Source organism: Pantoea sp. Taur (genome assembly GCF_009830025.1).
In the GTDB taxonomy this organism is placed as follows: Bacteria; Pseudomonadota; Gammaproteobacteria; order Enterobacterales; family Enterobacteriaceae; genus Pantoea; species Pantoea communis.
Genome location: NZ_SZZZ01000020.1, coordinates 24162 through 42836 on the forward strand (window position 1 = coordinate 24162; position 18675 = coordinate 42836).

The following is an 18675-nucleotide window of genomic DNA, read 5'->3' on the forward strand; positions in this document are numbered from 1 at the left end:
TTCCCATTAATCAACAGACAAGTGGGCGAGTATAACCGAACTTGTGTGAAGTTATTTCAGCGCTTCTTCAGAAATTTCAGGCGCTACCGGCAGCGGCAGCGACAAGCGAAACTCCGCGCCGCCTTGCGGTCGATTTTCTGCCCAGATGCGCCCGCGATGGGATTCAATAATGGTTTTACTGATCGCCAGACCGAGCCCGACCCCCGGCACCGCCGACTCCTTATCGCCGCGCGCAAACTTGTCGAAAATGCGCGTCATATTCTCTTCAGCGATGCCCGGACCGTTGTCCCAGACGGCAATCTCCAGCCGCTCTTTATCACGCCAGGCGCGAATGCCGTGCTGCGCGGCGTTGCCGGCATATTTGAGGCTGTTCTCGATCAGGTTGGTGAACACCCGCTCCAGCATCGCGCTGTCGCCTTTGATCAGCACCAGTTCCGGCGGCAGATCGAGTGCAAAATCGTGTCCTTTCAATGAGGGGCCCATACTGCTCAGCGCCCCGCCAATCACTTCATCCAGCGCCACCCACTCCTCGCGCAGGTTGAGTCCACCAGACTGAATACGTGCCATATCCAGCATATTGCTCACCAGCCGAATGGTGCTTAACGTTTGTTCCCGAATCTGGTTCGCCTGGCCGACATATTTTGAGTTATCGCCGGCCAAATCCAGCATCAGCATTTCCGCCTGACCGAACAGCACCGTCAGCGGCGTGCGCAGGTCATGCGACAACGCGGATAACAGTGCGTTACGCAGCTGTTCACGCTCTGCCGCCAAACGAGACGCCGCTTCACTCTGCGACAGCGCCATGCGTTCCAGCGCGTTGGCGATCAGCACCGTAAAAGTTTCAACTAAACGCTGCTGTTCCGGGATCATCAGTTGGCGCAGATTTTCCGGCTCTACCACCAACAGTCCACGGCAGTGATTTCCGCTCTTTAAGGGCAAAATCTGGTACGGCACCGCTGGCAAGGTATCGGTGCCTGCACCGGCGGGTTGTGCTTTGCTAAAGCTCCATTTGGCGATGCCGAGATCGGGCGGCGTACCAATACTGCTCTCACCCACCGCCTGTAACTCGCCCTGCTCATCCGGCAGCAGCAGCTGGCTGCGTGCCTGCAAGGTGACATCAATCACGCGCTGGCTGGTGGCGGCGATATCCTGCGGCGTGAGCGCGCTGCCGAGCGATTTTGCCATCTCATACAAATGCCGCGCACGCTGTTCACGATAGCGCGCGACTTTAGCCTGATAGCGCACGCCTGCTGTCAGGTTCCCGACGATCACCCCTACCGCCAGCATCACCGCGAAGGTCACCAGATACTGCAAATCCGATACCGCCACGGTGCCGGTCGGGGCGACAAAGAACAGATCAAAAGCCAGGATGTTGATCACCGTGGCAAACACCGAGGGCCAGCGGCCAAAGCGCAGCGCGACTAACACCACGGCTAACAGATAAATCATCACGCCGTTGGCCGGATCGAACTCCACCAGTAGCCAGCGACCTACGATCGTCACCAGAATACACAGCGCAATCGCCATCAGGCAGCCGCGCAGATGCAGCCGCCACTTATCACTGTTGGCCTGTTTACCGCCCATCGGATGCGGCGCGTCGCGCACCGGTTCGTCCAGTGCCACCACCAGCAAATCGAGGTCTGGGCCAAGCTGGCCCAAACGCTGGGCAAAACTGTCGCGCCGCCAGCGCCGTTGCGGCTGACGACCGGTGACGATTTTGCCGAGATTATGCTCGCGCGCGTAACGCAGCACGGCGCGGGCTTCATCGGGATCGGACAGGGTGGCGGTTTCCGCACCCAGCTCTTGGGCCAGTTGCAGCGTGCGTAAAATGGCACGACGACGCGCTTCCGGCAGGCGATTCAGACGCGGCGTTTCTACGTATACTGCGTGCCACTCGCTGCCGAGGCGCGCGGCTAAACGCGCGGCGGTGCGCACCAGTTTTTCACTGCCAGTGTCGTCGCCGATGCACAGTAAAATGGCATCACGTGTGTGCCAGACTTTGTCGCGGCCCTGCTGATCCCGCCAGGCACGCATCTGGTCGTCCACGCGGTCCGCGGTGCGGCGCAGCGCCAGTTCGCGTAGAGCAAACAGGTTGCCTTTGCGGAAGAAGTTTTCAATCGCGCGCTCGGCGCGATCGCCGACGTAGACTTTGCCCTCTTTCAGCCGCTGACGCAGATCGTCCGGCGGCAGATCCACCAGCACCACCTCATCGGCGCTATCGAAAAACGGATCGGGCACGGTTTCTCGCACCTGGATGCCGGTCACGCCACCAACCACATCGTTGAGGCTTTCCAGATGCTGCACGTTGACGGTGGTGATCACGTCGATGCCCGCTTCCAGCAACTCTTCGATGTCCTGCCAGCGCTTGGGATGACGCGAACCCTGTACGTTAGTGTGTGCCAGTTCGTCCATCAGGATCACCGCCGGATGACGCGCCAGTGCTGCATCAAGATCGAATTCGGCATGCCGTGAACGCCCGGTGGCGCGACGCGGCAATACCGCCAGACCATTGAGCAGCGCCGCGGTTTCTTCACGCCCGTGGGTTTCCACCACGCCCGCCAGCACATCGAGGCCTTGCGCACGTAAACGCTGAGCCTCCTGCAGCATGGCGAAGGTTTTCCCCACGCCCGCACAGGCGCCAAAGTAGATTTTCAGCTTACCGCGATGGCTGTCGCTGTGATTCAGCAACAGCGCATCGGGATCGGGGCGGGTGATTTCATCGTTCATCAGTTATCCGTCGAGAAAAGCGCGATAAATCGCGCTATCAATCAATTATCCCTGCAGCGCATCCAGCGCCATATTCAGCCGCAACACGTTCACCGTCTCTTCACCGATAAACGGCAGCAGCGGACGCTCAGTGTTACGGGCAATCAGCGCTTCCACATCCTTCAGCGCCATATTGCGCGCTGCCGCCACACGCGGTGCCTGCCACAATGCGGCTTCCGGTGAAATATCCGGATCGAGCCCACTCGCCGATGCGGTCACCAGCTCAACCGGTACCGCAGTTGGAGCCTGTGGATTGGCGGTGCGCAGGGCAGCCACGCGCTCGGCCACCGCTTTATCCAATGCCGGATTGCTCGCCGCCAGGTTGCTGCCACTGGAGGCCAATGCGTTGTAGGGCGCATCGCCGGTCGCCGATGGGCGGCCCCAGAAATGGCCGGGCTGCGTAAACACCTGGCCAATTAAATCGGAACCGCGCTCCGCGCCATCCTGCTCAATCAACGAACCGTTGGCCTGTGACGGAAACCACCACTGCGCTAAGCCGGTGGTCAGCAGCGGATAGACCGCGCCGGTTAACAGCGTCAGCAGTATTAACAATACAATAGCCGGACGTAACTGACTCATTTCTCTTCTCCTTAAACCAGGCCAAACAGCGTCAGCAGCAGGTCGATGGCTTTAATACCGATAAACGGCACCACTAATCCGCCGACACCGTAAATCCACAGGTTGCGGCGCAACAGCGCGGCAGCACTCATCGGTCGGTAGCTCACGCCTTTTAGCGCCAGCGGGATCAGGAACACAATCACCAGCGCGTTGAAAATGACCGCCGACAGAATCGCTGAGTTCGGTGAGTGCAGATGCATCACGTTGAGCATATTGAGCTGCGGATAGGTGGCCGCAAACGCCGCCGGGATAATGGCAAAGTACTTCGCCACATCATTGGCGATACTGAAGGTGGTCAGTGAACCGCGTGTCATCAGCATCTGTTTACCGATGTGCACCACTTCCAGCAGTTTGGTTGGGTTGGAGTCGAGATCGACCATGTTCCCAGCCTCTTTCGCCGCCTGCGTGCCCGAGTTCATCGCCACTGCCACGTCCGCTTGCGCCAGCGCGGGGGCGTCGTTGGTGCCGTCGCCGGTCATCGCCACTAAACGCCCTTCCGCCTGATACTGGCGGATCAGTGCCAGCTTGGCTTCCGGCGTCGCTTCCGAGAGGAAATCATCCACGCCCGCTTCTGCCGCGATGGCCGCCGCCGTCAGCGGGTTATCGCCGGTAATCATCACCGTCTTGATGCCCATTTTGCGCAGCTCGGCAAAACGTTCTTTGATGCCGCCTTTGACGATATCTTTTAGCGCCACCACGCCCAGCACCTGTGCGCCTTCGGCCACCACCAGTGGTGTGCCACCCGCGCGCGCCACTTCTTCGACGCTGGCGTTCACTTCTGCCGGGAAACGGCCGTTGTTGGCTTCGATATGGCGGCGAACCGCGTCAACAGCCCCTTTGCGAATCAGACGATCCTGCACGTTGACGCCGCTCATGCGCGTTTGCGCCGAAAACGGAATAAAACTCGCGCCCATGCTGCTGAGATCGCGTTCGCGCAGGTTAAATTTCTGCTTCGCCAGCACCACGATGCTGCGCCCTTCCGGGGTTTCATCCGCCAGCGAGGCCAACTGCGCCGCATCCGCCAACTGCTGCTCGGTGACGCCGGGCGCAGGCATAAACTGCGTCGCCTGGCGGTTACCCAGCGTGATGGTGCCGGTCTTATCCAGCATCAGCACATCGACATCACCCGCTGCTTCCACCGCACGACCGCTGGTGGCGATGACGTTTGCACCGAGCATGCGGCTCATCCCCGCCACGCCAATCGCCGACAGCAAGCCGCCGATAGTGGTCGGAATCAGACACACCAGCAGCGCCACCAGCACCGTTACGCTCACCGGCGTGCCGCCGTAGGCCGAGAACGGCCACAGGGTGGCCGTCGCCAGCAGGAACACGATGGTCAGCGACACCAGCAGAATAGTCAGCGCGATCTCGTTCGGCGTTTTGCGACGTTTGGCACCTTCGACCATGGCAATCATGCGATCAAGGAAGGTTTCGCCCGGATTGACGCTGCACTGGATCACCAGCCAGTCGGACAGAATGCGCGTGCCGCCCGTTACCGATGAGAAGTCGCCGCCGGATTCACGGATCACCGGAGCCGATTCGCCGGTAATCGCACTCTCATCCACGGAAGCGCCGCCTTCCAGCACTTCGCCGTCACACGGGATGATGTCACCCGCTTCCACCAGCACCACGTCGCCTTTACGCAAGGTGTCTGCCGCTACCGGCTGCCACTGCGCGCCATGACGTGGCTCAGCCAGCTTTTTCGCATCGCTGGTTTTGCTGATGCCTTTCAGGCTGTTGGCTTGCGCTTTGCTGCGCCCTTCCGCCAGCGCTTCAGCGAAGTTAGCAAACAGCACCGTGAACCACAGCCAGATGGCGACACCGGCGGTAAACCCGGCGTTGCCGCTCAGATGGCCTGTCAGCATGCCGATGGCCAGCAGCGAGGTCAGCACGCTGCCGAGCCACACCAGGAACATCACCGGGTTGCGAAACTGCACGCGCGGATCGAGTTTCTTCACCGCATCCAGTACCGCGGTTTTCGTCAGCGCTGCATCAAACAGCGCCAGTTGTTGACGACTCATGATTCCGTTATCCCTGAATTAATTGCAGATGTTCCGCCACCGGGCCGAGAGCCAGCGCGGGGATAAAGGTCAGTGCCCCCACCAGCAATACGGTGCCAATCAGCAGCGCGATAAACAATGGACCGTGGGTCGGTAACGTACCGTTGCCCACCGGCTGGATTTTCTTCGCCGCCAGCGAACCGGCAATCGCCATTACCGGAATGATGATGCCGAAGCGTCCCACCAACATGCAGAAGGCCAGCAACAGGTTCCAGAACGGGGTGTTGGCGCTCAAACCGGCAAAAGCACTGCCGTTGTTATTGGATGCCGACGAGACGGCATACAGCACTTCGCTGAAGCCGTGGATGCCTGGATTCGCCATACCGGCGCGCCCTGCATCCGTCATCATTGCCAGTGCGGTCCCCAGCAGCACCAGGGTAGGCGTCACCAGAATCGCCAGTGCGGTCATTTTCATCTCCCACACGTCGATTTTTTTACCCATGTATTCAGGTGTGCGACCAATCATCAGACCAGCGATAAACACCCCGAGCAGCACGAACAGCAGCATGCCGTACAACCCGGCACCGACGCCGCCGAACACCACTTCACCCAGTTGCATCAGCCACATCGGCACCATGCCGCCGAGGGCAGTAAAGGAGTCATGCATGGCATTCACCGCACCGCACGAGGCTGCGGTGGTGATCACCGCAAAGAGGCTGGAGTTGAGGATGCCAAAGCGCGTCTCTTTGCCTTCCATGTTGATGGCGCTGTCTGCACCGAGTGCCAGGAAGTGCGGATTACCGCGCAGCTCTGCCCACATCACGGTAACCACCGCCAGCACAAACATGATGGTCATCGCCCACAGCAGCATGTGGCCCTGACGGCGGTCGCCCAGATGCTGACCGAAGGTGAAGCACAGCGCCGCCGGGATCAGGAAGATACTCAGCATCTGCACAAAGTTGGTCAGCGCGGTCGGGTTTTCAAACGGATGGGCTGAGTTAACGTTAAAGAAGCCGCCGCCGTTGGTGCCGAGCATTTTGATCGCTTCCTGCGAAGCCACCGGACCGAGTGGCAGCGTTTGCTTCGCCCCTTCCAGCGTGGTGAGTGCGTGATAAGGCTCAAACGTCTGGATGCTGCCCTGATAAACAAAGAACAGCGCTATCAGCAGGCTGATCGGCAGCAGCACATACACCGTGATGCGTGTCAGGTCGCGCCAGGCGTTGCCGAGTGTCGCCAGCGAGCGATTGGCAAAACCGCGAATCAGCGCAAAGGCCACCGCGATGCCGGTCGCCGCCGACAGGAAGTTTTGCACCGTGAGGCCCGCCATCTGGCTAAAATAGCTCACCGTGCTTTCGCCCGCATAAGCCTGCCAGTTGGTGTTGGTGACAAAGCTGACGGCGGTGTTGAGTGCCAGGTCCCAGCTTAGATTAGGCAGGTGTTGCGGGTTGAGCGGCAGCGACCCCTGCGACATCAAAATCGCCAGCAATAATAAGAACCCCAGCGCGTTGAACAGCAGGATCGCCAGCAGATAGTGCGGCCAGCGCATGGCGCCACTCTCCACACCGGCCAGCCGCCACAGCGCCCGCTCGGTACGCGGCAACAGCGGCTTGTCGGCCACTAACACCGCAAGAAAACGCCCCAGCGGTTGTGCCAGCACCATTAGCACCAGCAGATAGACCGCAATCAGTAAAAACGCATTCGCAGCCATCAGAATGCCTCCGCATTAAGCAGGGCATAGATCAGGTAGCCCAACAAGATAAACACCAGCACGATGCCGGCAATCACGCCCACGCTCACAGCAACCTCCAGAGGATTTGGTAGTGCTGCAAGCATGCGCGGCGCGGCATAAAGAAGGGGTAAAAAGGCGGGAATCCGGCGTAAAGAAAGTATAAAAATGCTGTCGAATTAGGCGGTTTCCAGTGCCCAGATGCGATTGAGGTCGATGTTCTGCCACAGGCCACTGTCTTCGGCCCCCGTGATACTGTCGGTGCAGAACGAATCCCCGAGATCCAGCTCTTCCGGTTTCACTTCACGTTGCGCGTGTAAAGACCAGAACACATGCACTTTGGGTTTTAACAGCGATTTTTCACCGGCCTGCACCACCAGCGCCACGCGTCCGGAAGCCAGCCGCACCAGTGATCCCACCGGATAAATGCCAATGGTGCGCACAAAGGCGTGCAGCAGCGTATTGTCGAAGTGACCGCGCCAGCTCAGCATATTGTGCATCGCTTCGGCGGGGGTCCATCCCTTGCGATACGGACGATTGGAGGTCACGGCATCATAGACATCGCACACCGCGGCCATACGAGAAAACAGCGAAATCTCTTCGCCTTTCAGTTTGTGGGGGTAACCGCTGCCATCGACTTTTTCGTGGTGATGCAGCGCAATATCTAACAGGTCTTCCCCTGCATCAGCCTCCATCAGCATCTGTGCACCGATAATCGGATGCTCGCGCATGATAGTGAACTCCTCGTCGGTGAGCTTGCCGGGTTTATTGAGGATCTCCAGCGGCACTGCCGATTTGCCGACATCATGCAGCAATCCACCCATGCCCACGCGCCGCTGCTGGTGTTCATCGAGCCCCATTTTTTTGCCCAGCGAGATCATCAACCCGCACACCGCCATAGAGTGCAGATAGGTGTAATCGTCGTGATTTTTCAGCCGAGCCACGCTGAGCAGCGCGGTGGGTTCACGGGTAATCGATCCGGCAATATCGTCCACCAGGTCCATCGTATAGTTGAGGTCCAGCCCCTGTCCCATACGCGCCTCGTTGAACATCGCCAGCACCTGTGGCTTGCCCTGATTGAAGATGGTTTGTGCCTGATCCAGCTCCTGGAAGAATGGGGTTTGCGGAATGGCTTTCTTCGGCACAGGCTTCGCAGGTGCCTGCACCGACTTATCGAGATCGATCCAGATTTGCTGGATCCCTTCGTTGCGGATCATCGCGATCTGGCGTTTATCGGTGATCAGCATTTGGTTGCGAATGCGTTTGTCCTTGAGCCACCAAACCTCCAGTTTGTGGATGAACATTCCTTGCCGCAATTCGTCAACGGTAATCAGCTTTATCACGATATCTCTCCTTAATATCAGTGGATGGTAAGGAGAGGTATCGGCAGCTGAGCAAATAATCTTCAGGAGTGATTTGTGCGATCTGTGAGAGGGGAAGTGATTTGGATTAGCGCAATAAAATTCGTCGCGCTACGCCTGACTGCGCAGCGTTGTCGCGAAATGCTGCATCGCACTATTGCCGGAGTTCTTCAGGCAACCTGAATACCGCGCTGTGCCATAAAAGTGCTCAAAGGCGTGACACGACTTAATTCTTCTTGCATGCGGGCATCGTTTTCAACCTCCCATTGGTCCTGATAACGCTGCAGGTTGAGCCAGAAGTCGACGCTAGTATCAAACACTGCCGCTAAACGGTATGCCATCTCGGTCGTCAGTTTGCGGTTGTTATTGACCATCGCGCTGGCGGTGTTTCTGTGCACATTCAGCATTTCAGCCAAGTCATTCACTTTGAGGTGAAGGGGTTCGAGGAACTCGAACTGCAGCACATCTCCAACACTGGTGGGTTTACGTTTTGCCTGATTCATTTTTGTTTCTCTTTGCTGGTAATTTTCGTCCACGTGCAGTGGTTATCGGTGATTTTTGTAACGGTGCGGATCGAGATAAAGATCGCTAGCCTCGCCATTCATCCAGCGAAATATGAGTCGATATTGCTCATTAACGCGGATGGAGTAGTAACCCAGCAAAGGAGGCTTCAGGGCTTCAAAACAGTTTCCAGGCGGCGATCGCAGATCATAATGCGTTTTAGCGGCATTGATGATATCGAGCTTACGCGCGAGCGCGGATTCAATGGTTTTGGGGAGACACCTGTGCGGTAAGGCATAAATAAAAAACTGCTCAAGCCAATCATCCCGAAAATGTCTAATTGCACCCTTCATCTGCTTCCCTGCATGAAAATAAAATCACGCAGGCAAGTTACTGCCAAAATGCACAGCAACCAAGTGCAATAGTTAACATTATAAAGAATGTTCTAGCGGGATTACAAAATTATTTTGAGATCAAAGAAAACGTCATGAGAACTGTGAGCGGCTTGGCATTACTCAGCCGCTACGTTTGTCCGTATAGAATCTACACCACCCGCGTTAACACCGCTTCGCCTTGCGAAAACGCCAGCAGGTTTTCAAACACCAAATCTGCCATCGCCGCCATGGTTTCATGGGTGCTGCTGGCGAGATGCGGGGTGATCACCACATCATCACGCTGCAGTAACGCAGCAGGCACCGCCGGTTCATGCTCGAACACATCCAGACCGGCACCCGCAATCTCACCGGCTTCGAGCGCCGCAATCAACGCCTGCTCATCCACCACACTGCCGCGCGCAATGTTGATTAAAAAGCCCTTTGGCCCCAGCGCACGTAACACTTCAGCATTCACCAGATGATGTGTGGCGGCACCGCCGGGTAGGGTCAGCACCAAAAAATCCGCCTGCTTTGCCAGTGATAACAGCGAATCGTGGCGCGTGTAAGGCACATCCGGGCGTGAACGCGGGTTGTAAAAATGCACATCCATATCAAACGCCTGAGCGCGCTTCGCCAGCTCTTTACCAATCCCGCCCAGCCCGACAATCCCGCACACTTTACCGCCCACTTTGGTGGTCAACGGATAGCGCCCTTTCGCTTGCCAGTTACCGGCGCGCACATAACGATCCGATGCGCTGATGTGGCGCGCCACATCCAGCAGCAGCGCCATGCCGGTATCCGCCACACAGCTGTTTAAAACGCCTGGCGTGTTGGTCACCACAATGCCACGCGCTTCGGCGGCAGCAATGTCTATCGCGTCATAGCCCACGCCGTTACTGCAAATCACCTTCAGATTGGGCAACTGCGCCAGTAGCTCAGCACTTGCTCCCATCAACGCATTACCGCTGGTCACCAGCGCATCAATGCTGGCACCGTGCTCTGCCAGCCACGCGGCCTGATCCTCCTGTTGCCACAAGCGCGAAGTGGTGAAGTGCGCGTCCAGATTATCCTGCAACCGCTGCGGCAACAGCGGCCCTTTTAGTAATACGTTAAACGGCTTTGATCCCATCTTGTTTCCCCTGATTTTCGAAGGATGTTGCAGACGAATCCTGCTCGTCACCGACACGTTCAATCGGGCCCATCACCAGCAGGAACAGCAGCGCCGCGACGATGCAATGCGCGCCAACGAACACCAACCCAATACTGTAGCTGCCGGTCAAACCGACGATGATGCCGAACAGCAGTGGCGTGATAAATCCGGCCATATTGCCGATGCCATTGAAGATCGCGCCCGCCAGACCTACTGCTTCTTTCGGTGCGGTATCGCTAACAATGGTCCAGGTACCCGCGCCAGCCGCCACGCCTTTGCCAAAGAAGGCAAACGACATAATGGCGATAATGCCGGCATTGGTCGGGATCACCGCCGCCAGAATCAGCGAGGCGGCCATCAGCATGCCGACGATATACGGCGTTTTACGCGCCCACGACAGGCTCCAGCCGTTAGCCAGCAGCTTGTCAGAGATGTAACCGCCACTGATGCCGCCAAGGAAGCCAAACAGCGCCGGGGCGATGGTGGCAAAGCCCGCTTCCATGATGTTCATGCCGCGTGCCTGGACCAGGTAAATCGGGAACCAGGTGATAAAGAAGTAGCTGAGCGCAATAATGCAGTATTGCCCAATGTAGGCGCACCACAGCATGCGATTGCTGAGCAAGGTTTTGAACATCGCTTTGCTCAAGGGTGGGCGTGCTTTGAGCGTTTGCGCTGAATCGATATCCACCAGCGCACCGCCCTCCTCAATGTATTTCAACTCTGCGGCTGATACATGCGGATGCTGTTTCGGGCTGCGCATATACCAACCCCACACAAACACCGCCAGCACGCCAATACCGCCCAGCACAAAGAACGGCCACTCCCAGCCGAAGCGGGATACCAGCCAGCCGGACAGCGGTGAGAAGATGGCAACGGCAAAATACTGTGCCGAGGCAAACAGCGACGAGGCACGACCACGTTCGGCACCGGGGAACCACATGATCACCGCACGCGCGTTGGCCGGAAAGCTCGGTGCTTCAATCAGTCCGAGGGCAAAGCGCAGCGCAAACATCAGCGTCAGCGCCATGGTCATGCCGTTGGAAAACTCGCCAATAAAGCCCATTAAAATGGTCGAAACCGACCACAGCGCCAGCGTCACGCCATAGACTTTTTTCGTACCGAAGCGGTCAAGGAAAATCCCGCCGGGGATCTGGCCGATCACATAGGCCCAACTGAATGCCGAGAGGATCAGGCCAAGCTGGATCGCTGATAAACCGAACTCCTCTTTGATCGCCGATCCGGAGATCGACAAGATCGAACGGTCGGCATAGGCCACCACGGATAGAAACAGGATCAGACAGAGGATCCAGATACGCACATGACTGTTCTCATTGCGGTTTTTGCTTAGTAACATGGCTGAACCCCTTGATGAAGGAGCGTCCTGCTCCGAAGCGATGATGTTCAGGAATACCGCTTAAATTTCACTGTTCAGCAACTATAGAGAGCCAGATGCGAGGTGGTCATTGTGCGAATGGAGGAATCCGCGCGGCTTTTTTGCGCTGGTTTTGGCATCTGCCACAAAGTAGGGTGCGGCGCTGCACAGAACCTTAAATAAGCCGATGCTTTTACGCCGGAATGTGCGCCAGCTCTGAGAAAAACCTTCGCAACATCACTATGAGGCTGCAAAGCATCATGTATCGGCTCGCCATAAAAAGCCGCAAAGCATCATGCACCGGCTCGTCAAAGGAGGTCGCAAAGTATTATGCACCCGCGAGCAAAGTGTGCGCTTAGCTGCAAAATCCATACATATTGATTGTCAGGATCCTTACCGCCTCGTAGTCTGAAAATGATTTCAATGATCCATTTTTATTATCATTGAAACATTCATTCTAATAACAAACTTACCCTGGAGTCCGCGATGAAAACCCTCAAGGCGATACTGTTGCTTGGCCTGCTGTCCAGCTCTGCCTCGGCGTTGGCAGAGAAAATCGGCGTATCAATGGCGTATTTTGATCAGAACTTTTTAACCATTATTCGCCAGTCGATTGATAAAGAAGCCAAAGCGCGCGGGCTCGATGTGCAGTTTGAAGATGCGCGCGGCGACGTTGGCCGTCAGACCGATCAGGTGCAGAGTTTTATCGGCGCGGGCGTTGATGCCATCATCGTCGATCCGGTGGATTCCGCCAGCACGCCGCAGCTGACCAAACTGGCGCAGCAGGCGAAAATCCCGCTGGTATACGTGAACCGCACACCAGGCGATAAATCGCTGCCAGCGGGCGTGGTGTTTGTGGGTTCAGACGAGCGCGAATCCGGCACCTTGCAAATGGAAGCGCTGGCGAAAATGGCCAACTACAAAGGCAATGTGGCAATCATGATCGGCAATCTGACCGACGCAGGCGCACTGCAACGCACCAAAGATGTCGAGCAGGTGGTGGCGAAATATCCGGGCATGAAAGTGGTGCAGAAACAGCCAGCGAACTATGCACGTAACGAAGGCATGGATTTGATGCTCAACTGGATCGGCAACGGCGAAGCGATTGATATCGTTGCCGCTAACAACGATGAAATGGCAATCGGTGCCGCGATGGCGCTGGCGAAGAGCAACAAGAAGATTCTGGTGGGCGGGATTGATGCCACGCCGGATGGCCTGAAAGCCATGGCGCAGGACAAAATGCAGGTCACCGTGTTCCAGGATGCGATTGGTCAGGGTAAAGCCTCGGTGGATGTGGCGCAGAAGCTGATGAAAGGCGAGAAAGTGGATTCACACGTATGGATCCCGTTTGAGCTGGTGACCAAAGAGAATATGCAGAAGTACGTGGAGAAGAGCCAGTAATTAAGGCCAATACCGCGCGATAAACCGCGCCGTCCTGCGACGGCGCAATGTATTGCGCAATCCACGATTACTCCCGCAGTTTCGCCATGACCACGATGTCGTGATACTCCCCCTCACGCAGGCAGGCTTTACGCTTCACGCCCTCTTGCTCAAAGCCGAGGCGCTGGTACAACCGTATCGCACGGGCGTTGTCATGAAACGCTTCCAGCTCAATACGCACCACACCGAGCCAGTTAAAGGCATAGTCGATGGCGTTGCGGATCAGTTTCTCACCGATACCCCGCCCGCCAAACGCTGGATCGACGCTGATACCAAAACTGATGCTGTGACGCGTACGCGGGCGCTGTTCGACAAACAGCGTCAGCTCGCCCACCATCTGCCCATCAATTTCGGCCACGAAACCGATATAGCCCGCCGCGTCCATGTTTTCGAATTTTTTCTGCCAGGTTTGCACGCTGGGAAACGGCAGCTGCGTGGTCCAGCGATACACTTCGGGGTGGCTGAAAAGGCGTTGATAAGCAGCCGCATCGGCCGGTTCGCGACCGCGAATGATCAGATCCATGTCGGTAATCCCTATTCAATTGCACTAAGCTGTTAACTCTCACCAAACGGAAGAGTGACTTTATGTTGTATCGTCGTTTTGAACGTTTTATCAATATTTTCCAGGATGCACCAACCGATTCTCCCCCTTCCAGCGTCTGGCCGTTTTACCTCTACTATCTGCGTCAGGTGTGGCCGAGCTTTGTCGCCCTGCTGATTGTGGGATTAGCGCAGGCGCTGATTGAAGTGGCGCTGTTCAGCTATCTCAGCCGCATCATCGATCTGGTCAATCACTCGACGCCCGCCACGCTGTTTACCGACAACTGGCAGGTGCTGTTGTGGATGGGGTTTGTCGCGCTGATTCTGCGGCCGGTGATTATCGCGCTGCACGATATGCTGGTGCATCAGAGTATTAACCCGAGCATGACCAGCATGATCCGCTGGCAGCATCACAACTACGTGTTGCGCCAAAGCCTCAACTTTTTCCAGAACGATTTTGCCGGGCGCATCGCCCAGCGCATTATGCAGACCGGTAACTCCCTGCGCGATTCCGCGGTGCAGCTGGTGGATGCCATCTGGCATGTGGTGATCTACGCCGTCACCTCGCTGGTACTGTTCGCCGAAGCCGACTGGCGCCTGATGATTCCGCTGATTATCTGGGTTGTGGCGTATAGCGTCTCGCTGAGATTTTTTGTGCCGCGCGTGAAGCAGCGTTCGGTGGTCTCTTCCGAAGCGCGTTCCAAACTGATGGGTACCATCGTCGATGGCTATACCAATATCGCCACCATCAAACTGTTCGCGCACAACGATCTGGAAAAACGCTACGCGCGCGAAGCGATTCAGGAGCAGACCGACAAAACCCAGCACGCCAGCCGCATGGTCACCACCATGGATATCACGCTGTCGACGCTGAATGGTCTGCTGATTGTCAGCACTTCTGGCCTGGCATTGTGGCTGTGGAGCCAGTCGCTGATCAGCGTCGGTGCGATTGCGTTGGCCACCGGTCTGGTGATCCGCCTGGTGAACATGTCCGGCTGGATCATGTGGGTGGTGAACGGCATCTTTGAAAATATCGGCATGGTGCAGGATGGATTGAACACCATCGCGCAGCCGCTCAGCGTACAGGATGAGCCGCAGGCGAAAAACCTGCAGGTAACGCAGGGTCAGATCCGCTTTGAAGATGTGCGCTTTGATTACGGCGGCAGCCGCCAGGTGATCAATCGCCTCAACCTGAATATCAAACCGGGCGAAAAAATCGGCCTGATTGGGCCATCCGGCGCGGGTAAATCAACGCTGGTGAATCTGCTGCTGCGGCTATATGACATCAACGGCGGGCGCATCCTGATTGACGATCACAACATCGCCGAAGTCACGCAGGAGAGCCTGCGCGGCCAGATTGGCATGATCACTCAAGACACGTCACTGCTGCACCGTTCGATTCGTGAAAACCTGCTGTACGGGCGCCCAAACGCCACCGAAGACGAGCTGCAGGCGGCGATTATCCGCGCCCGCGCCGATGAGTTCATTCCGCTGCTGTCCGATCCACAGGGCCGTACCGGGCTGGATGCGCATGTGGGTGAGCGCGGCGTGAAACTGTCCGGCGGTCAGCGTCAACGTATCGCCATCGCCCGCGTGCTGCTGAAAGATGCGCCGATTCTGATCATGGATGAGGCCACTTCCGCACTCGATTCCGAGGTAGAAGCGGCGATTCAGGAGAGTCTGGAAATGTTGATGCAGGGCAAAACGGTGATTGCCATCGCGCACCGTCTTTCTACTATCGCCAAAATGGATCGACTGGTGGTGCTGGATAAAGGTGAGATTGTTGAGATGGGCAACCACCGCGAACTACTGGCGCACAATGGACTTTACGCGCGCCTGTGGCAGCATCAGACCGGTGGTTTTGTCGGCGAAGATTAATCGCCGCGTCGATATGGCAGGGCTTCGCGCGCTTCAATGGCATAGGCGCGGATCCCTGCCCGCTCCTGCACTAAATACTCTTCTACGGCTTCACGCAATCCCGGATGGCACAGGTAGTGCCAGGAATGAGTGATCTGCGGTTCGAAGCCGCGCACCAGTTTGTGCTCGCCTTGCGCTCCCGCATCAAAACGCTGTAATCCCTCGGCAATCGCAAAATCCATGCCCTGATAGAAGCAGGTTTCAAAGTGCAGGCGATCAAACTCCGCCAGGCAGCCCCAGTAACGCCCGTACAGCGAGTTGCCATCCACCAGATAGAACGCCATGGCGGCCGGATGGCCCTGTAGCGTGGCGATCACCACGCGAATCGATCGCGGCATGCGTTCGGCCAGCAGGCTGAAGAATTGCCGCGTGAGATAAGGACGCTGCCCGCGCACCGCATAGGTGTTGGCGTAGCAGGTGTAGACGAAATCCCACTGATCTTCGCTGAGTTCGTCACCGCGATACCAGTTGAACTCAAAGCCGCTGCTCGCCACCTGTTCGCGCTCTTTACGCAGCTGTTTGCGTTTGCGTGACATCAGCGTGTCGAGGAAATCCTGAAAATCGCGGTAGCCTTTGTTGTGCCAGTGATACTGGATGCCGAGACGCGCCAGCCAGTCGGGCTGCTGCTCCATCACATCGTTGGCAAACGGCGTGGTGAAATTGATATGTGCGCCGCTCAGGCCGTTTTGCAGTAGTTCATCGGGCAACGCTGCGAGCAGCTGACTGATGGCGGCTTGCTCGCCCAATAAACGCGCACCCGTAACCGGGCTGAACGGAATCGCCCCCAGCCATTTTGGATAGTATGGAATGCCGGCGCGGTGACAGGCATCAGCCCATGCGTGATCAAAGACGTATTCACCTTGCGAATTGCGTTTGCGATAGCCCGGCAGCGCGGCGCTCAGCACGCCCTTTTCACGCCACAACAGGTGATCCGGCTGCCAGCCGTTTTCCGGCCGCACGCTGCCACTCTCTTCCAGCGTGAGCAGAAAGGCATGGCGTAAAAACGGTTGATCGTCAGGTAACAGCGCATCCCATTCGAGGGCGGAAATCTCCGCCAGCGATGACAGGTGAAGCAAAGACATGCATGGCTCCCGGCCAGCTTAAGGCGAACAGCTAGTTCAACAGGTTTTGTTGCGGGGGAAAAGAGGGGGCGCACTGAATGTGCATCGACCTGCTATTGGCATGAATCCCGCCGAGGGGAGTTTGGATTGGAAAGGACGCTTCCACCGCTTAAGGAAGCGACTCTGTTAGCCGATGAGTTTCAGGTCGTTTTTACGATGTTGCTTCTGGTCGTCATAATAATTTTCGTGTGTACCGAGGCTCAGAAGATAGATTTCCAGTCTCTGATCGACCCAGCTGTAACCCAACAGATATTGCTGCTTGCTCAGGTAAAACTTGTGCACCCAGAGATAGCTCAGGTCGCCCTTTTTGCGTTCACCGATCTCTGGGTTAGCAATAATGCGGTCAATCTCTTGATCAACACCCTCCTGATCCTGTTCCGTCAGGCGGTTAAAAGCCTTCTCAAAACGGCGGGTCTGATAAATCTCAACTTCCTGTCCGGTCTTTTCTGCGCACATATTTTTTGACCTTGCCGTTATCCATTTCTGCTTTAGCCAGTAAGATTTCGTTGATGAAGGAGAACGTCAGATCGGGGTTATCCTCTGCGATGCGACCAATCTTCGCCCAATGCTCAATCTGCTTAGGCACGCTGCGGCTCATGGCTTCTGCATGTGTTTTCACATCTTCAACAAAATCATCGTCTAAGCGGACGCTGGTTGCCATATTTAAACCTCTTATTGTCGTCACCCGATACGTTATTGTGAGGGTGGTTCCATTGATACGTCATTGTCAGACGTACAACAGAGGTGATTGTGCGACATATTGTCGCATTTGGCAATCAGTGATAGCAGCACGATTTACCGTGCCTCGATAACGAATGTGTATACTCACTTTTTTCGCTGTTCAGGAACCGCCATGGATCGTCTCGATTGTGACCGCATGTTTGTCGCGGTGCTGGAAGTGGGCAGCTTTGCCGGGGCGGCCGAGCGACTGGGCACCAGCAGCGGGCAGGCCTCCAAGCTGGTTTCACGGCTGGAGCAGGAACTCGGCGTGCAGTTGTTTAAGCGCAGTACGCGTGCGCTCTCTGCCACTGAAGTGGGTCGCGCCTATTACGAACGCGTGAAAACCCTGCTGGATGCTTTCGACACGCTGGATGCCACGGTACGCGAAAATGCCACCACGCCGACGGGGCGCTTAAAAATCAGTGCGCCCGGCACCTTTGGTACGGCGGTGCTCGCCAGCGTATTGGTCGCATTTGCGCGTCACTATCCGTTGATTGAACTGGACGTTAACTTCTCCGATCGTGCAGTGAACATCGTCGATGAAGGCTTCGATATGGCGATTCGCATTGGTAAATTAGATGACAGTAGCCTGATCGCACGTCGTTTGGGCGATGTGCCGATTCGCGTAGCGGCTTCGCCGGGCTATCTGCTGCAACAAGGCACACCGCAGCACTGGCGCGATCTGGCGACACATCAGTGTATTAGCGACACCAACTTCCGCGATCCCTGGCACTGGCCGTTTGTGACGCCCTGCGGCGACAGTGTCAGCATGCCGATTCGCGGCCGCCTGTGTTTCTCCAATACCGAAGCCTGTTTACAAGCAGCCATCGCCGGATTGGGTATCGCACGTTTACCGGGTTTTATTGCCGCACCTGCGCTACAACGCGGCGAGATCGTCTCGCTACTGGATAACTTCGCCACGCCGCCGATGGGCCTGTTTGCCCTCTATCCCCCCGCTCGCCATCTGGCGCAGAAAACCCGCTTACTGATTGATTTCCTCGCCGATCATTTCCAGCAACATCCTCCCGGCTGATTCCTTCCAATTTGGAAGCAATGAAAGCCATTTTGC

The 18675-nt window shown here is 56.8% G+C and carries 17 protein-coding genes; 3 read left to right on the forward strand and 14 right to left on the reverse strand.

Annotation, left to right across the window (positions count from 1 at the left end):
* Positions 1–51: 51 nt before the first annotated feature.
* From kdpD to FD744_RS20950, 10 genes are all read right to left on the reverse strand, one after another.
* A complete protein-coding gene (gene kdpD, locus FD744_RS20905; protein WP_160869223.1) occupies positions 52–2727 on the reverse strand; it encodes a two-component system sensor histidine kinase KdpD in 2676 nt (891 codons plus the stop codon).
* 45 nt (positions 2728–2772) lie between these two features.
* Positions 2773–3345 carry a potassium-transporting ATPase subunit KdpC gene (kdpC, locus tag FD744_RS20910; RefSeq protein ID WP_034819833.1) on the reverse strand — a complete coding sequence of 191 codons (573 nt, stop codon included), beginning with the start codon at positions 3343–3345 and terminating at the stop codon, positions 2773–2775.
* 11 nt (positions 3346–3356) lie between these two features.
* Positions 3357–5405: a potassium-transporting ATPase subunit KdpB gene (gene kdpB, locus FD744_RS20915; protein ID WP_058960661.1), complete on the reverse strand. Its 2049-nt coding sequence runs from the start codon at positions 5403–5405 to the stop codon at positions 3357–3359.
* Between the two features lie 7 nt (positions 5406–5412).
* The gene (gene kdpA / locus FD744_RS20920; RefSeq protein ID WP_160869225.1) at positions 5413–7092 is read right to left on the reverse strand and encodes a potassium-transporting ATPase subunit KdpA; all 1680 of its coding nucleotides are present in this window, start codon (positions 7090–7092) and stop codon (positions 5413–5415) included.
* Entirely contained in the window at positions 7092–7181 is a 90-nt protein-coding gene (gene kdpF, locus FD744_RS20925) for a K(+)-transporting ATPase subunit F (protein WP_100701897.1), read from the reverse strand. Before kdpF ends, kdpA begins: the two co-directional genes overlap by 1 nt.
* Positions 7182–7289: 108 nt before the next feature.
* Positions 7290–8453 (reverse strand): HD-GYP domain-containing protein, encoded by a 1164-nt coding sequence (locus FD744_RS20930; RefSeq protein ID WP_160869227.1) that lies wholly within the window; start codon positions 8451–8453, stop codon positions 7290–7292.
* A gap of 188 nt (positions 8454–8641) precedes the next feature.
* Positions 8642–8974 (reverse strand): HigA family addiction module antitoxin, encoded by a 333-nt coding sequence (locus FD744_RS20935; RefSeq protein WP_097119422.1) that lies wholly within the window; start codon positions 8972–8974, stop codon positions 8642–8644.
* A gap of 42 nt (positions 8975–9016) precedes the next feature.
* Positions 9017–9325, reverse strand: coding sequence for a type II toxin-antitoxin system RelE/ParE family toxin (locus FD744_RS20940; RefSeq protein WP_097119423.1), 309 nt, complete (start codon positions 9323–9325; stop codon positions 9017–9019).
* Positions 9326–9515: 190 nt separating this feature from the next.
* Positions 9516–10475 carry a 2-hydroxyacid dehydrogenase gene (locus FD744_RS20945; protein WP_160869229.1) on the reverse strand — a complete coding sequence of 320 codons (960 nt, stop codon included), beginning with the start codon at positions 10473–10475 and terminating at the stop codon, positions 9516–9518.
* A complete protein-coding gene (locus FD744_RS20950; protein ID WP_160869231.1) occupies positions 10456–11850 on the reverse strand; it encodes an MFS transporter in 1395 nt (464 codons plus the stop codon). The genes FD744_RS20945 and FD744_RS20950 overlap by 20 nt, the downstream gene beginning before the upstream one ends.
* Positions 11851–12354: 504 nt before the next feature.
* On the opposite strand from FD744_RS20950, the gene FD744_RS20955 reads away from it, so the two are divergent.
* Positions 12355–13269 carry a sugar ABC transporter substrate-binding protein gene (locus FD744_RS20955; RefSeq protein ID WP_034819850.1) on the forward strand — a complete coding sequence of 305 codons (915 nt, stop codon included), beginning with the start codon at positions 12355–12357 and terminating at the stop codon, positions 13267–13269.
* Positions 13270–13336: 67 nt separating this feature from the next.
* On the opposite strand, the gene FD744_RS20960 is transcribed toward FD744_RS20955, so the two are convergent.
* Positions 13337–13831: a GNAT family N-acetyltransferase gene (locus tag FD744_RS20960; RefSeq protein ID WP_160869233.1), complete on the reverse strand. Its 495-nt coding sequence runs from the start codon at positions 13829–13831 to the stop codon at positions 13337–13339.
* Between the two features lie 62 nt (positions 13832–13893).
* Between FD744_RS20960 and FD744_RS20965 the strand changes: the two genes are divergently transcribed.
* Entirely contained in the window at positions 13894–15726 is a 1833-nt protein-coding gene (locus FD744_RS20965; RefSeq protein WP_160869235.1) for an ABC transporter ATP-binding protein, read from the forward strand.
* Here FD744_RS20965 and FD744_RS20970 read toward each other — a convergent pair.
* The 3 genes from FD744_RS20970 to FD744_RS20980 form a co-directional block, all read right to left on the reverse strand.
* Entirely contained in the window at positions 15723–16847 is a 1125-nt protein-coding gene (locus FD744_RS20970; RefSeq protein ID WP_058960668.1) for a GNAT family N-acetyltransferase, read from the reverse strand. The genes FD744_RS20965 and FD744_RS20970 overlap by 4 nt on opposite strands.
* Before the next feature lie 165 nt (positions 16848–17012).
* Positions 17013–17342 (reverse strand): type II toxin-antitoxin system RelE/ParE family toxin, encoded by a 330-nt coding sequence (locus tag FD744_RS20975; RefSeq protein WP_058960669.1) that lies wholly within the window; start codon positions 17340–17342, stop codon positions 17013–17015.
* Complete coding sequence (locus FD744_RS20980; RefSeq protein WP_034819879.1) at positions 17311–17547, reverse strand: ParD-like family protein; 237 nt, start codon at positions 17545–17547, stop codon at positions 17311–17313. Before FD744_RS20980 ends, FD744_RS20975 begins: the two co-directional genes overlap by 32 nt.
* A 192-nt stretch (positions 17548–17739) precedes the next feature.
* Here FD744_RS20980 and FD744_RS20985 point away from each other — a divergent pair, with 192 nt between their 5' ends.
* Entirely contained in the window at positions 17740–18639 is a 900-nt protein-coding gene (locus tag FD744_RS20985) for a LysR family transcriptional regulator (RefSeq protein ID WP_034819884.1), read from the forward strand.
* Positions 18640–18675 lie beyond the last annotated feature (36 nt).

Bases quoted from the DNA above. Each gene is read 5' to 3' on its own strand.
- FD744_RS20985 (WP_034819884.1), top strand. From the start codon at position 17,740: ATGGATCGTCTCGATTGTGACCGCATGTTTGTCGCGGTGCTGGAAGTG.
- FD744_RS20970 (WP_058960668.1), bottom strand. From the start codon at position 16,847: ATGTCTTTGCTTCACCTGTCATCGCTGGCGGAGATTTCCGCCCTCGAA.
- FD744_RS20935 (WP_097119422.1), bottom strand. From the start codon at position 8,974: ATGAATCAGGCAAAACGTAAACCCACCAGTGTTGGAGATGTGCTGCAG.
- kdpB (WP_058960661.1), bottom strand. From the start codon at position 5,405: ATGAGTCGTCAACAACTGGCGCTGTTTGATGCAGCGCTGACGAAAACC.
- FD744_RS20975 (WP_058960669.1), bottom strand. From the start codon at position 17,342: ATGTGCGCAGAAAAGACCGGACAGGAAGTTGAGATTTATCAGACCCGC.
- FD744_RS20940 (WP_097119423.1), bottom strand. From the start codon at position 9,325: ATGAAGGGTGCAATTAGACATTTTCGGGATGATTGGCTTGAGCAGTTT.
- FD744_RS20980 (WP_034819879.1), bottom strand. From the start codon at position 17,547: ATGGCAACCAGCGTCCGCTTAGACGATGATTTTGTTGAAGATGTGAAA.
- kdpA (WP_160869225.1), bottom strand. From the start codon at position 7,092: ATGGCTGCGAATGCGTTTTTACTGATTGCGGTCTATCTGCTGGTGCTA.
- FD744_RS20950 (WP_160869231.1), bottom strand. From the start codon at position 11,850: ATGTTACTAAGCAAAAACCGCAATGAGAACAGTCATGTGCGTATCTGG.
- kdpD (WP_160869223.1), bottom strand. From the start codon at position 2,727: ATGAACGATGAAATCACCCGCCCCGATCCCGATGCGCTGTTGCTGAAT.
- FD744_RS20955 (WP_034819850.1), top strand. From the start codon at position 12,355: ATGAAAACCCTCAAGGCGATACTGTTGCTTGGCCTGCTGTCCAGCTCT.
- FD744_RS20965 (WP_160869235.1), top strand. From the start codon at position 13,894: ATGTTGTATCGTCGTTTTGAACGTTTTATCAATATTTTCCAGGATGCA.
- FD744_RS20945 (WP_160869229.1), bottom strand. From the start codon at position 10,475: ATGGGATCAAAGCCGTTTAACGTATTACTAAAAGGGCCGCTGTTGCCG.
- FD744_RS20960 (WP_160869233.1), bottom strand. From the start codon at position 13,831: ATGGATCTGATCATTCGCGGTCGCGAACCGGCCGATGCGGCTGCTTAT.
- kdpC (WP_034819833.1), bottom strand. From the start codon at position 3,345: ATGAGTCAGTTACGTCCGGCTATTGTATTGTTAATACTGCTGACGCTG.